The sequence below is a fragment of the Paenibacillus sp. SER-28 genome (genome assembly GCF_052906305.1).
This window is the reverse complement of the sequence record NZ_JBRECM010000018.1, coordinates 1-14,526: the sequence shown is the minus strand read 5'-3', so window position 1 is coordinate 14,526 and position 14,526 is coordinate 1. Positions and strand designations below refer to the sequence as shown.

At 45.5% G+C, this 14,526-nt stretch carries 12 protein-coding genes; all 12 read right to left on the bottom strand.

Going from position 1 to position 14,526, the window contains the following annotated elements; genetic code table 11:
* Window positions 1-406 precede the first annotated feature (406 nt).
* Window positions 407-1,867 carry a glutamate--tRNA ligase gene (gene gltX, locus ACUYLD_RS24535; protein ID WP_069290485.1) on the bottom strand — a complete coding sequence of 487 codons (1,461 nt, stop codon included), beginning with the start codon at window positions 1,865-1,867 and terminating at the stop codon, window positions 407-409.
* A gap of 39 nt (window positions 1,868-1,906) precedes the next feature.
* Window positions 1,907-2,383 carry a 2-C-methyl-D-erythritol 2,4-cyclodiphosphate synthase gene (gene ispF, locus ACUYLD_RS24530; protein ID WP_025723806.1) on the bottom strand — a complete coding sequence of 159 codons (477 nt, stop codon included), beginning with the start codon at window positions 2,381-2,383 and terminating at the stop codon, window positions 1,907-1,909.
* Window positions 2,380-3,078, bottom strand: a complete 699-nt coding sequence (gene ispD / locus ACUYLD_RS24525) for a 2-C-methyl-D-erythritol 4-phosphate cytidylyltransferase (protein ID WP_061831389.1) — start codon at window positions 3,076-3,078, stop codon at window positions 2,380-2,382. Before ispD ends, ispF begins: the two co-directional genes overlap by 4 nt.
* A gap of 69 nt (window positions 3,079-3,147) precedes the next feature.
* Window positions 3,148-4,233, bottom strand: a complete 1,086-nt coding sequence (locus ACUYLD_RS24520; protein WP_039274953.1) for a PIN/TRAM domain-containing protein — start codon at window positions 4,231-4,233, stop codon at window positions 3,148-3,150.
* Window positions 4,234-4,426: 193 nt separating this feature from the next.
* Window positions 4,427-5,173, bottom strand: a complete 747-nt coding sequence (gene pssA / locus ACUYLD_RS24515) for a CDP-diacylglycerol--serine O-phosphatidyltransferase (RefSeq protein WP_025723803.1) — start codon at window positions 5,171-5,173, stop codon at window positions 4,427-4,429.
* Window positions 5,174-5,227: 54 nt separating this feature from the next.
* Window positions 5,228-6,304 (bottom strand): DNA integrity scanning diadenylate cyclase DisA, encoded by a 1,077-nt coding sequence (gene disA / locus ACUYLD_RS24510; protein ID WP_013312183.1) that lies wholly within the window; start codon window positions 6,302-6,304, stop codon window positions 5,228-5,230.
* A 12-nt stretch (window positions 6,305-6,316) separates the two neighbouring features.
* Window positions 6,317-7,690 (bottom strand): DNA repair protein RadA, encoded by a 1,374-nt coding sequence (gene radA, locus ACUYLD_RS24505; protein ID WP_013312184.1) that lies wholly within the window; start codon window positions 7,688-7,690, stop codon window positions 6,317-6,319.
* 239 nt (window positions 7,691-7,929) lie between these two features.
* Complete coding sequence (clpC, locus tag ACUYLD_RS24500) at window positions 7,930-10,374, bottom strand: ATP-dependent protease ATP-binding subunit ClpC (protein ID WP_023990572.1); 2,445 nt, start codon at window positions 10,372-10,374, stop codon at window positions 7,930-7,932.
* Window positions 10,375-10,418: 44 nt separating this feature from the next.
* A complete protein-coding gene (locus ACUYLD_RS24495; protein WP_446676183.1) occupies window positions 10,419-11,483 on the bottom strand; it encodes a protein arginine kinase in 1,065 nt (354 codons plus the stop codon).
* A gap of 28 nt (window positions 11,484-11,511) precedes the next feature.
* Window positions 11,512-12,036: a UvrB/UvrC motif-containing protein gene (locus ACUYLD_RS24490; RefSeq protein ID WP_023990574.1), complete on the bottom strand. Its 525-nt coding sequence runs from the start codon at window positions 12,034-12,036 to the stop codon at window positions 11,512-11,514.
* A gap of 69 nt (window positions 12,037-12,105) precedes the next feature.
* Window positions 12,106-12,570, bottom strand: a complete 465-nt coding sequence (locus ACUYLD_RS24485) for a CtsR family transcriptional regulator (protein WP_013312188.1) — start codon at window positions 12,568-12,570, stop codon at window positions 12,106-12,108.
* A 539-nt stretch (window positions 12,571-13,109) separates the two neighbouring features.
* A complete protein-coding gene (locus ACUYLD_RS24480) occupies window positions 13,110-14,297 on the bottom strand; it encodes a GNAT family N-acetyltransferase (protein ID WP_446676182.1) in 1,188 nt (395 codons plus the stop codon).
* Window positions 14,298-14,526 lie beyond the last annotated feature (229 nt).

The following is a 14,526-nucleotide window of genomic DNA, read 5'->3' as shown; positions in this document are numbered from 1 at the left end:
TCTTCGACATTTTTCAATCTATAACGAGTCTGAGTCTGATAAAAAAGAAAAAGCGTCTCCGCAGCCTAAGCTGCAGAGACGCATGAACGTGGTCCCACTCTGCTTCGAACATATCTGCTGCATAAAAAGCAGACAGTCCGTCTTTGGCGTCCTGTAACGGGAACGACTCGGCACGCCCTTGTCACATCAGCATTTGACGCTAATGAAAGTTCGGGCGCACGGCTCCCAGGCGCATTTCCTCCGCAGGTCATCTGGACGGCTCTCAGCCTGGAGTTTCCCCTCGACCGTCCTCTCTGGCAGATGCCCATATGCAGTGTACTTCTCCTGTTCGCAGCCTTTACACGTAAATATCAATCCGTATCAATGGAGTCATTATAGCGAAAAGACAACAAATTGACAAGAAATATCAGCCTTTAATTTGTGCCTTGAGACGATCCAGTACCTTGTCACGTCCGAGCAAAAAGATGGTTTCATTCAGATCTCGTCCATGCGTTTGGCCTGTAAGAGCCACACGAATCGGCATGAATAGTTGTTTTCCCTTAAAACCCGTTTCCTTTTGAACTTCCTTGATCAGCTTAGCCATTTGTGGAGCTGTAAATTCCTCACTCGTTTCAACTTTACCTGCAAAAGCTCTAAGTACCTCAGGAACCTGCTCTTCGGCCAATACAGCTGCTGCTTCAGCATCCAGCTCCAGATGTGAACGGAAAAACAACTCAGACAACGCTACAATATCGGATGCAGAAGTCATCTGTTCCTGGTATAAACGAACAAGGGCCTTAGCCCAATCCAGTTGTTCCGAAGACAGTTCAGTCGGCAACAGCCCCGCTGCCTGGAGATGTGGAATCGCCATGCTGGCAATTCGCTCAGGATCAGCCTTTTTAATATAGTGATTATTCAGGTAAGCAAGCTTATTGGTATCAAACACAGCTGGACTTTTGGACAAACGATTAGGATCGAAAATCGAAATCAGTTGTTCCCGATCATAGATCTCTTCTTCGCCTTCCGGGGACCAGCCCAGTAGTGCAATGAAGTTGAATATAGCTTCTGGTAAATAGCCCAACTTGTCATACTGCTCCATGAACTGAATAATGGATTCGTTACGCTTACTGAGCTTTTTGTGATCCTCGCCTACAATCAGCGTCATATGACCGAAGCGTGGCGGTTCCCAGCCGAGAGCTTCAAAGATCATCAACTGCCGCGGTGTATTGGAAACATGGTCTTCGCCCCGTAGTACATGCGATATTTTCATCAAATAATCGTCAACCGCTACAGCGAAGTTATATGTCGGAATACCATCCTTTTTGACGATAACAAAATCGCCGCTTTCCTTGGAATTAAACGTAATTTGACCTTTAACGATATCATCAAACGTATATTCACGATCTTCCGGTACGCGAAAACGAATACTTGGTACACGGCCCTCTGCTTCGAATGCCTGGCACTGTTCTTCTGTTAGATCACGATGTTTTCCAGAATAGCGTGGTGTCTCCCCACGTTCCGTCTGTTCTTCACGCTCGCGCTCCAGCTCTTCTTCAGTGCAGTAACAGCGATAAGCCAAACCACGATCCAGCAAATCCTGCCAGTACGTTTTATATATGTCCAAGCGTTCCGTCTGACGATAAGGTCCAAACTCGCCTCCCACGTCTACGCTCTCATCCCAGTCCATACCCAACCATTTCAAATATTTAAGTTGGCTTTCTTCTCCGCCCTCAATATTGCGTTTCACATCTGTGTCTTCAATACGAATAATAAATTTTCCACCTTGATTGCGAGCAAACAAATAATTAAATAATGCCGTTCTGGCATTTCCAATGTGCAGATGCCCTGTAGGGCTTGGTGCATAGCGTACACGAACTTCCGTGCTCATATAATCTCCTCCAAATTGAATTACTCAAGATGATAGCATTTACTTGATAAGACAGACAACCGATTGAGCCGCGATTCCTTCACCCCGTCCGGGAAACCCGAGTTGCTCTGTCGTGGTCGCCTTGACGTTCACCTGGGATAGCTCCTCTGCTTCCAGCGCCCGTGCGATGACCTCATTCATCTGCGGAATATACGATGCCATTTTGGGCTTTTGTGCGATAATCGTAGAATCAATATTCCCCAAGCGATATCCTCGCTCTTTAGCTAGCCCCCACACATGCTCCAGTAGCTTAAGACTGTCGGCATCCTTAAATTCTGGGTCATTATCCGGAAAATGCTTCCCGATGTCTCCCAAGCCAAGCGCGCCTAGGATAGCATCACTAATGGCATGCAGCAGCACGTCTGCATCGGAATGGCCCAACAAACCTTTTTCATACGGAATATTCACACCTCCGATGATGCATGGCCTTCCTTCCACCAGCTGGTGGACGTCAAATCCTTGTCCCACTCTGATCATTTGATATCCTCTCCCTCTGTTTTTACCCATAACGCCGCCATATCCAAATCCTCAGGCGTAGTAATTTTGATGTTCTTGTAGCTGCCTTGAACGACAGTAACCGGAATTCCTAGCCGCTCTATCAGCATAGAATCATCTGTTCCCAAGAATCCCGACTGCTCCGCTTCCTCATAGGCTCGCAGCAGATCGGAAAGACGAAAAGTCTGTGGCGTTTGAATACTCCACAGACTTCGGCGATCCGGCGTTGCTGTAATGATACCATCCCCGTTCACTTGCTTGACTGTATCCTTTACAGGTACTGCCGCTACAGAAGCACCAGTACGCTGGGCTGCCTCAAGGCATGAACGTACAAGCTCAGGTTGAATGAGTGGACGCACACCATCATGCACCATCACCCAATCCGCTTGTAAGTGGCGCAGACCGCGATAAACCGAATGCTGGCGTTCATTGCCACCAGCCACCACCCGTACATTTTTACCGATTTTGTATTGATGAATCCAATCTCGGCAGCGTTCCACATCTCCTGTCCCAGTCACCATCACCATTTCATCCACTTCGGGCATAGCTGCGAATATTTCAAGTGTATGTATGAAGATGGGCTTGTCCCGCAAAAGCAGAAATTGCTTGCTCTCCTGCGTCCCCATACGGGAGCCGCGCCCTGCTGCCACAATGACAACTCCTACCCGATTGTTCATTCAAATAACTCCTGCCCTGATCGCTTTGGACGATCCGTATGATAACACATCTACTTCATCATACCGCGTTTATTGAGCTTTTTCCAATAATTTTGGTTTAGCAAAGATCATACGACCGGCAGAGGTCTGAAGTACACTCGTGACCAGTACCTCCATCAGAGAGCCAATATAGTCACGTCCGCCTTCTACAACAATCATCGTGCCATCATCCAGATAGGCTACACCCTGCCCATGCTCCTTGCCGTCTTTAATAATCTGCACCATAATTTCCTCGCCGGGCAATACGACAGGCTTCACTGCATTCGCCAAATCGTTAATATTTAGCACCGATACACCTTGCAGTTCGCATACTTTATTCAGGTTAAAATCATTAGTTACAACTTTACCCTGCAACACCTTTGCCAGCTTGACCAGCTTACTGTCGACCTCTGAAATTTCCTCAAAATCACCTTCGTAAATGAGCACATTCACATCCAGCTCTTTTTGGATTTTATTCAAAATATCCAGACCCCGGCGTCCACGATTACGCTTAAGTAAATCTGATGAATCTGCAATATGCTGAAGCTCCTCCAGCACAAATTCAGGAATCACAATCGTTCCTTCAATAAAACCTGTCTTGCAAATATCTGCAATACGTCCATCTATAATGACGCTGGTGTCCAATATTTTATGTTCCTCCAGCTTGCGTTCTTCTACACCCGTTCCCCGACCAAAAAAACCAGAACTCCAAAAGGATGACAGCTCGTCCCGCTTTTCTAGTCCAACCATCAATCCTACATATCCGCATATCACGGTAACAGCGGTCTGGATAAGTTGACCTGGGGCCCCCAACCATGAAAAAAGCGGATAAACTGCTAAGGAAAGCGTCAATCCCACCGCTAAACCAATCACACCTGCCATCATCTCGTTCATCGGAATTCGTACCAAGCCTTCAATGCCCTGCTGCAATCGATTTGCCACGGATGCCCCTGCGAATGAACACCCAGCCATAAATAGCACTGCTCCCGCCATCATCCAAACAATCATTCCCGGTAAAGACCCATCACTCAACCATTGTGGCATCCACGATACAATGCCTCCTACCCGCTGGTATAACGTATAGCCAAACCATGCTCCGCACAATCCTGTAAAAGTTAAAATAGCCTTTCTCCACATTGAGTCTCTATACCTCCTTTATTTTCTTTGCATATAGTCTGCTGCTTGTTGGATACATAGCATTTCTCTTACCAGTATGATCCATTTCCCACATAACTAACCCTGTAATTTCACTTTTTATGCATAAAAAAAAGCATTTATCTCCCTAAAATGATTCAAGGAAATAAATGCTTATTCTTGTTCTTGCTTGATACTAGCGCTGTGAATGACGATATTGATCGTCCTGTTCTTCCTGACTGGAACGCTCCCGATCACGTCCACGTCTGCGTGACAGCTTACGAATGTTCAGCTTCATACCATACAATGCATACAGCACCAGCGGCACAAAAATCAGCTTCGACAGCTGGTCAGGGAATTTAACAGCCAACACCACCGCTGCAATTACGACCCATGGAGCAACCCAGATCGCTTTTTTCGGAAGGCCGACCTTTTTAAAATTCGGATATCTCATGGAGCTGACCATCAAATAAGAAACCAGCAACATGGCAATCGACATGTATAACAATGAAATATCGTTATGGAATAAGGACAAAGTGGCTAATACGCCACCTGCTGCCGGAATTGGCAACCCCGTAAAATAACCTGGTACACCAGGACGTACGTTAAATCGAGCCAAACGCAACGCTCCGCACATCGGGAAAATGGCAGTAACCGTCCAAGCGAGAGCCGAATTCGCATCATGAAAAGCAACCATGTACATAATAACTGCGGGAGCAACACCAAAAGATATCATATCTGATAAGGAGTCCAGTTCTTTACCGAATTCGCTTTGGGCATTCAGGACCCGGGCCATCCTACCATCCAGTCCGTCCAACAACATGGCGACAATAACCATAATAGCGGCAAGACTGTATTTTCCGTCTACAGCCAATAAAATGGCGATCATTCCGAGAAACAAGTTACCTAAGGTACACATGTTCGGAATTGATTTGGTAATCATCTCTTCACCTCAATGTATGAATTGTTCCATTATAATCCTTTCACTGTATTACATTTACATTTGCCTGTCAATGAAAACTTGTTCCTGCAAACGTTTAAGACCTTCTTTAATCGTACGCGCACGAACCTCTCCAATACCATCCACTTCATCCAGTTCTTCTATCGTTGCTGTGATGACATGTGGAAAACGTCCAAACCGCTCCACCAGATTATGAATAATCACATTCGGCAAACGCGGTATCTTGTTCAGTACCCGATAGCCACGTGCAGCAATATACTCCTCTGATGTCGCAGCTGAAGAAGGGTAGCCTAGTAAACGTACAATATGATTCACATCCAACAATTCGTCGTCCGTAGAACGTTTGAGTCCCAATATAATTTCACGAATCTTCTCGTCGCTATCGTCTTTGGCATAATCCTTATACAGCAACCAAGCTTCTTCCTCAATGTTGCTGACAAGCTCTTCCATCTGCATACTAATCAGACGGCCCTCATTTCCGAGCTCGTTAATAAATCGTTTGATTTCCATTTTGATGCGCAGCACCATTTCGATCCGCTGGATGACATTAACGACTTCCGGCATGGTAACCAGCTCTTCAAATTCAGATGCTGTCAAATTCGTAGAGGCTTGCCCCAACACGGATCTATATTTTTCTAACGTCTGAATAGCCTGATTGGCTTTCGTTAGAATAACCCCGATTTCCTTGAGCGCATACCGTAATGTCCCCTGATACAAGGTAATAATATTACGCCGCTGGGAAATAGACACAACTAATTTGCCAGTTTGCTTTGCAACTCGTTCTGCTGTCCGGTGCCGAATTCCTGTTTCAATTGAAGAAATGGAGGAGTCCGGAATCAGTTGTGTATTGGCATATAAAATTCGTTTTAAATCCTCGCTCAATATGATTGCGCCGTCCATTTTAGCCAACTCATACAAATAGTTCGGTGAAAAATCACAATTGATGGAGAAACCGCCATCCACGACTTCCATAACTTCTGGGCTATAGCCAACGACCAGAAGAGCACCCGTTTTGGCACGCAAAACGTTTTCCAACCCGTCGCGAAAGGGAGTTCCCGGTGCCACAAGCCGCAGCAAATCGTTCATTTTATCCAGTTGGCTCGCTTCTTTCATTCTCAATGCCCCCTAATCTAATGCGGCTGCCAGTGCATCTGCCACCGTTCCTACTCCTATAATTTGTATCCCTTTCGGATGTGTCCAGCCCTTCAAGCTTTTCTCCGGCATGATCACCCGTTTGAAACCTAGTTTCTCCGCTTCTCGTACTCGCTGTTCTGCTCGGGATACCGCGCGCACCTCACCTGTCAGTCCAACCTCGCCAAAAATCACATCATACGGCTTTGTAGGAGCATCCCTAAAGCTGGAAGCAATACTCACAGCTATAGCCAAATCCACCGCCGGTTCATCCAACTTCACGCCTCCCGCTACGTTGAGATAAGCGTCCTGGTTTTGCAAAAACATGCCCATCCGCTTTTCTAGCACGGCTATGATTAATCCCATTCGATGATGGTCGACTCCTGTGCCCATTCGGCGTGGAGAGGGAAAATGTGTAGCTGCAATCAATGCTTGCAGTTCAACCAATACAGGCCGGGTTCCTTCCATACTGGCTACAACAGTAGAACCTGCCACACCCAGTGGTCGTTCAGACAGGAAAAGTTCAGAAGGATTCGACACCTCACGCAAACCGCTTTCAGCCATTTCAAAAATACCAATTTCATTTGTAGAACCGAAACGATTTTTAACTGCACGCAAAAGCCGATACGTATGGTGACGCTCTCCTTCAAAATAAAGTACACAATCAACCATATGTTCCAACAAACGCGGACCTGCAATGGCCCCTTCCTTGGTCACATGTCCTACCAATACCGTAGCAATACCGAGCCCCTTGGCAATTCGCATAAAGCGTGAAGTACACTCCCGCACCTGAGCCACACTACCTGGTGCACTCGTCACCTCAGGCAAATATACAGTCTGTATCGAGTCGATGACCAAAAACTCCGGCTTCAAGCTGTCCACTGCTTCTTCAATCGTCTCCAAATTCGTCTCACATAATACGTATAGGCTGGGGGACAAGGCACCGAGCCGATCTGCACGTAGTTTCGTTTGACGGACAGATTCCTCACCAGACACGTACAGCACCTTTAAACCAGTTAAAGCCAGTTCATTAGATGTTTGCAGCATGAGCGTAGATTTACCGATTCCCGGATCACCGCCCACCAAAACGAGTGAACCCGGCACCACACCTCCACCGAGTACTCGATTCAATTCGCCAATTCCCGTCAAAATTCGTGTTTCTTTGCCACTCTCCACCTCTATAATAGGGAGTGGCTTGTCTTTTGTGCTATGAGTAAGAAGGGAAGATCCCATTCCTTGAGTTTTTACAACGCTTTCCGTTTCTTCGACCATGGAATTCCATGCCTGGCATCCAGGACATTTTCCGTACCATTTGGGCGATTCATAACCACATTCCGTACAGGAAAATTTAGTTTTCACTTTAGCCATACTTTGTTCCCTGGCTCCTTATGACGACGATGATGTCAAATTTATGTTCATACAGCCCAGAAAGAGCTGTAACAATAAAAGTTTACCATTGAAGCTTGGCGGACGTAAAGCAATATCACAAACTTTCCCAAAGCATTTACCCAACCTTTTCACCGTGTTTTATACACAAAAAGGGTGTCTTCGCAATAGCTTTCCAGCTTGCGAGACACCCTTTTCTACTATTTATTTAGTAAACTGCTTTAGGACTTGGCAGATACATTATCCTTTTTGGTTACAGTCAATGCACCGTTCTCCTCATCAATGAAGAGAGAGTCACCTTTAGTAATGTTGCCAGTCAACAGTTCCTCGGACAGGCGATCTTCAATATGCTTCTGGATTGCACGACGCAAAGGACGCGCACCATACGCTGGATCAAAACCTTCCTTGGCAAGGAATTTTTTAGCGTTGTCTGTCAACTCGAAGTCCACCTCATACTCATTCAGGCGCTTACGCAGCTCCTCAGACATGAGTGATACAATTTCGGCAATATGTTTTTCTTCGAGAGAATGGAAAACGATAATTTCATCAATCCGGTTCAAGAACTCAGGACGGAAGCTTTTCTTCAGTTCATCCATCACTTTGCCCTTCATATTATCGTAATCCGCTCCAGCGTCCACTACAGCTGTAAAACCAAGCGTGGAGTTACGTTTAATCGCCTGTGCACCAACATTAGATGTTAAGATGATGAGTGTATTACGGAAATCAACGACACGACCTTTGGAATCTGTCAGACGACCATCTTCCAGCACTTGCAGAAGAATATTGAATACTTCTGGGTGTGCTTTTTCAATTTCATCCAGCAACACAACAGAGTATGGCTTACGACGTACCTTCTCAGTCAGTTGACCGCCTTCTTCATATCCAACGTACCCTGGAGGCGCTCCTACCAGACGGGACGTGGAGTGTTTCTCCATATATTCGGACATATCGATACGGATAACCGCATTTTCATCTCCAAACATGGATTCAGCCAAAGCACGTGCCAACTCTGTTTTACCAACCCCAGTTGGACCGAGGAAAATAAAGGAACCAATTGGACGCTTCGGATCTTTCAGTCCGGCACGTGCCCGGCGAATCGCCCGGCTTACTGCCTTAACTGCTTCATCCTGTCCAATTACCCGCTCATGCAGCAACTCTTCCATATTCAACAAGCGGTGTGTTTCTTCCTCTTTCAGCTTGCTGACTGGAACACCTGTCCAGATTGCAACGACTTGAGCGATATCCTCTGGGGTAACTTCGGAATCTGTACGACCCTGTTGTTCTTTCCATTGGTTTTTCGTCACGTCTAACTCTTCACGGATTTTTTGCTCTGTATCACGCAGCGCTGCCGCTTTTTCAAACTCCTGACTTTGTACCGCTGAATCCTTTTCCTTACGGATATCTTCCAGACGGTTTTCCAGCTGTTTCAGGTTTGGCGGTACAGTGTAAGAATTCAGCCTTACTTTGGAGCCCGCCTCATCAATAAGGTCAATAGCCTTATCTGGCAGGAAGCGGTCGGTGATATAACGATCTGACAATTTTACGGCCGCTTCAATAGCCTCATCTGTGATCTTTACACGGTGATGCGCTTCGTAACGGTCACGCAGACCATACAAGATTTGAATCGCCTCTTCTGGAGAAGGTTGATCCACTGTAATTGGTTGAAAACGACGCTCCAAAGCAGCATCTTTCTCAATATATTTGCGGTATTCATCCAGCGTGGTCGCACCGATGCATTGTAGCTCGCCACGTGCCAGAGCAGGTTTCAGGATGTTGGACGCATCAATTGCGCCTTCCGCTCCACCAGCACCAATCAGCGTATGCAGCTCATCAATGAACAACACGATATTACCCGCTTGACGAATCTCGTCCATAATTTTTTTCAAACGATCCTCGAATTCACCACGATACTTGGTGCCTGCTACCACAGAACCCATATCCAGTGTCATTACGCGCTTGTCGCGCAACGTTTCGGGAATCTCATTCGCTATGATTTTTTGGGCCAATCCTTCGGCAATCGCCGTTTTACCTACCCCAGGCTCACCAATCAGAACCGGATTGTTCTTTGTACGGCGGCTGAGCACCTGAATCACGCGTTCGATTTCCTTGCTACGCCCAATAACAGGGTCCAGGTTGTTTTCCTTCGCAGATGCCGTCAGATCGCGTGCCAGACTGTCCAGAGTTGGCGTGCTGACATTAGCTGGAGCACCGTGATGGCTGGAAACAGCCTCGCTGCTACCGAGTAATTGAAGCACTTGCTGACGCGCTTTGTTCAGGCTAATGCCCAGGTTATTCAGTACACGTGCTGCTACGCCTTCGCCTTCACGAATAAGACCAAGCAAAATATGTTCTGTACCTACATAGGTATGGCCCAGTTTACGGGCTTCATCCATAGACAGTTCGATGACTTTTTTGGCGCGTGGAGTATAGGCAATGTTCGTCGGTTGCTCTTGACCACGTCCAATCAGCGTTTCCACTTCATCCTGGATTTTTTCCAGTCCCAGTCCTAAACCGATTAAGGCTTTCGCTGCTATTCCTTCACCTTCACGAATGAGGCCTAGCAAAATGTGCTCTGTGCCAATGTTGTTGTGTCCCAATCGAACAGCTTCTTCCTGAGCCAAAGCAAGCACTTTCTGTGCACGTTCCGTAAATCTTCCAAACATCATATATCCTGCACCTCCACAGTGTGTATTTCAGATCATTCTATATATTAAAGGGTTGTGCCTAATTTTTGCCGGATCAGCTTCGCCCGGTACATATCGCGCTCTTCGGTATTCATTTTATCCCCAAAGCTTTTTTGCAGGAACCCGGGTTGTGTCATCACATTCAGCTCATTCATCGCTGCGGTGGAAGGACGCTCCAAAATCCCCAAATCTACGCCAAGACGCACATCGGACAGCCGCTGTGCAGCCTCCTTGGAATCCAGTACTGCTGCATATGACAAAATACCGAATGAACGCATCACCCGATCTGTAATTCGCAGCATAGATTCATTCATTAGCCGTTCTCTGGCAGAACGCTCGTGCTCAATAATTTGTAGCACCACGCCATGTAGATTCTCTATAATTTCCGCTTCGGTTTGTCCTAGTGTAATCTGATTAGATACCTGAAACAAATTTCCGACCGCTTCGCTACCTTCACCGTAAATGCCGCGAACCGTAAGACCTACCTGTGAAACAGCAGACAATATACGATTGATTTGATGAGTCATGACTAATGCGGGCAAATGCATCATCACCGAAGCTCTCATACCTGTGCCGACATTCGTCGGACAACTGGTCAGAAAACCTCTCCGATCATCAAATGCATAATCAACATGCGCTTCAAATGCATCATCAATAATCATAGCGCGTTCCCAAGCTTCCCTAACCTGACATCCCGGATATAAGCACTGGATTCGCAGATGATCCTCTTCGTTTATCATAACACTAACCGATTCATCATCGCTAATTAAAACAGCACCGTTACGAGATTCGTTCGCCAAATTAGGACTAATCAAATGCTTCTCAACCAGCACCCGCTTGTCGATCTCATCCAACTCGGATATTTTCAACGTATGAAAAGTACCAAAACCACCTAAATCATCATACTGAAGGATATCCGTTAAGCGTTGAAGTGCTTCTTCCGACTGCTGATTGGTAGCAAGCATGGGAAAAGGCAGTTGCTGCAAGTTACGCGCAATTCTCACCCGGCTGCTAATGACAATCTCCGAATCCGCAGCATCACCACGCATCCAGTCACTTAGCGGCTTCTCCGTAAACCGAATACTGGGCATTACGCATCCCTCCTACTCTTCACAAACTTTACTCTTCAGTCATTTCTTTTTCAAGCTCTCTGATTTGATCCCTAAGCTCAGCAGCTGATTCAAATTCTTCCTGTACAATATGCTGTTGCATCTCTTTTTTCAAATCGTCAATTTGCCGTTTTACCTTCAGTCGGCCTCCAGTGCGAACTGGAACTTTACCAACATGATTCGTACTGCCATGCACACGCTTGAACAGAGGGTCCAGACGACTATCAAAGTATTGATAGCACGACGGGCATCCGAAACGTCCCAGCTTACTAAACTGTGCATAGGTCATGCCACAATCCTTGCATTGCAGGTTTTGCGGACCACTGTGGCCTGGAGACTGGCTCTTTGTACTGGAGTCAAAATCCAGCATCCCCGACAACAAGCTATGAATCGAAAAGCCGTTAGGTGTTCCAGGGATCATCTCCCCTTTTTCCTTGGCACACGTCTCACAAATATGAAACTCTGTCTTTTCGCCATTCACAATTTTGGTGAAATGCAAAGTTGCCGGCCGCATATTACATTCTTGGCACAGCATAAAAGCACCTCCTTTAATGTCAGGATTTATACCAATCCCTACATCCAAACGTTAGTCTCTATTCACACACTATTTGGTCGCCAGCAACGAGATCAGCATAGCCTTAAGCAATCTTGCTCGCAGTTGATCACGATAGGGAAGCTTCAGTAATAATGTATCCCTAGATAAAGCAGCCTTCATTAGATTAGCTTCCCTTTTGCTTAAAAAATGGGCCTCCTCTAACTGATAAATCAGTCCTTCTGCTGCTGATTGGCTAATTTCCTCCCCGATACTCTGATGAAGATGTGTATGGATGGCATGTTGTGCAGGCAGCTGAATTCGCTGAATGCGAATGTAGCCCCCGCCACCACGCTTACTTTCCACCACATAGCCTTTTTCCAGCGTAAACCGGGTGCTAATTACATAATTAATTTGCGACGGCACGCAGGAAAAGCGGTCAGCCAGATCATTGCGCTGAATCTCCACTAAACCTTGGGGACTTTCCAGCAATATACTCTTTAAATATTGTTCAATAATATCGGAAACATTGCGCATTTCATCATCCTCCACTAACGGAAACGCAAGTATTCAAGTACATTTCACGCTCCACAGAGTCCGCCGTATATTGAACTTAACCAAACGGTAAAGTCACGAATCTAAGCTGTATTCAGGCTGTTGCCTGTTCTACACTCATTGGAATTGTACCGTTTATTCTCTAGTGTGGCCTTTATTTGCGATTAGTCATACACTTCTCTTATTTTCATAAAAGGCAGTTCCTAACTATACGCAAATCATTTCGATCCTCGTTTGCTACTTTGCTATTAAAATTACTTTATACGGCCAATCCATCAAAATACTTCTACAGAACCTCACGAGGTTTGATTGACTTTGACTTTCTTTGACTATACTCATATTATAGCACATTATTCATTTTTGCCAAGGGGTCAATACCATTTTTCGCAATCTAATTATGTTTTATACAATACCATAAAAAAACTCTTCCCAATTACAGAAAGAGTTTTGTAAATTATAATAAGCACATAAGTTATATTCCCTGAAAAACGGGAACATAAGAAGATCTAAATGGGCCTTTATCAGAAAAAATCCAATAAAAACGTTTGTTTTACTGGTATTACACGTTTAAGCGCAGACACAAATTCACTGCCCCCTTCAATACGCCCCCACTTATACAGATCATCAGCCTGCTGGTAGCCAAGCATCAGAGTCGTCAATGACTGAATCCCAAGTTTCAAGTCAGCTACCATAGCGTTTTCAGATGAATTGCTTGTATCCACTCTCTCCAGATGTCCTTTCCCTTCCGTAGTAATTGTTAATCTCCATACTCCTTCATTCCATGGTGCATATCGATCTATCAGATTTAAGGTTAAACGTGTTTCCTCTCCAACCTGCTCAAAAGGGTATCTTTCTACAAAAGCAGCTGCATCCACAATACGGCCCATAAAATAAGGCACGGTCTCCTGTTGAATTCGCGGATCATCAAGTAAAAATGGCAGATTGTCATTTGCTGGAACGTAAATAAATTTACCATGGGTTATCATGGAGTCATGATTTGCAAAATAAGTCCATAAAGCCCGACGGGCCGTCTCATTTTCATAAACCAACTCATCACAATTCAACTGTTTATTTTCAATTTTGTACAGTGCATATCCCTGAGGATCGCCTGTTTCTGAGTAATATACCGCAGTTCGATAATTCTCATTTAAAATCCGCTCTTGCCACCATTCCTTATCTCGTACCAGCGTGCCATTATAACGAGATGCATACGCTTGATACACTTGGTCCAATTCTAAAATATCGTTGACATCGCGTTTGACTGTACCCTCTGTTTTAAGTTTTGCAGGGAATTTTTCAATGGGAATGACGTACTTTTTGTATTCAATATACGTTTCCCATCCAAATTTACGATAGAAGGCAAAGGAGAAAGGATGCAGAAAAGAAAGGCTTTGTCCCGCAGACTTCATCTCTTCAAGCGCATGCGTCAACAAACGTGAAACCATGCCTCCACGACGCTTTTCTGGCCATGTTGCCACACCAGCAATGCCTCCCATATCAAAAACCTGACCGTTTATGTATACCTGTAGCGGTAACAAAGTCAGTTTAGCATTCAAGTCATGTCCGTCGAATATTCCCCATGTTTGCTCAGGTTTGAATTTCTTCTTGGATTTTTCCAAGTCTTCCTGGGACATTGTAAACTGAAAAGCATATTGGGATAATTCAATAGCCGCTTCAAATTCCTCACGTTGTAATTGTCTGATCTCCATAACTTCGTCACCTCGCTTGTATACTTGGACAAAAGATTACACACTTAGAGTGTGGCAAACCCTATTCTCTCTGTCAACCTTAGAAACAGGTGGTCATCTAAAAACGCATAAAAAAAGGATGATAATCTCAATGAGATTATCATCCTTTTCACTTTTGCTTGGCGACGTCCTACTCTCCCAGGACCCTGCGGTCCAAGTACCATCGGCGCTGGAGGGCTTAACGGTCGTG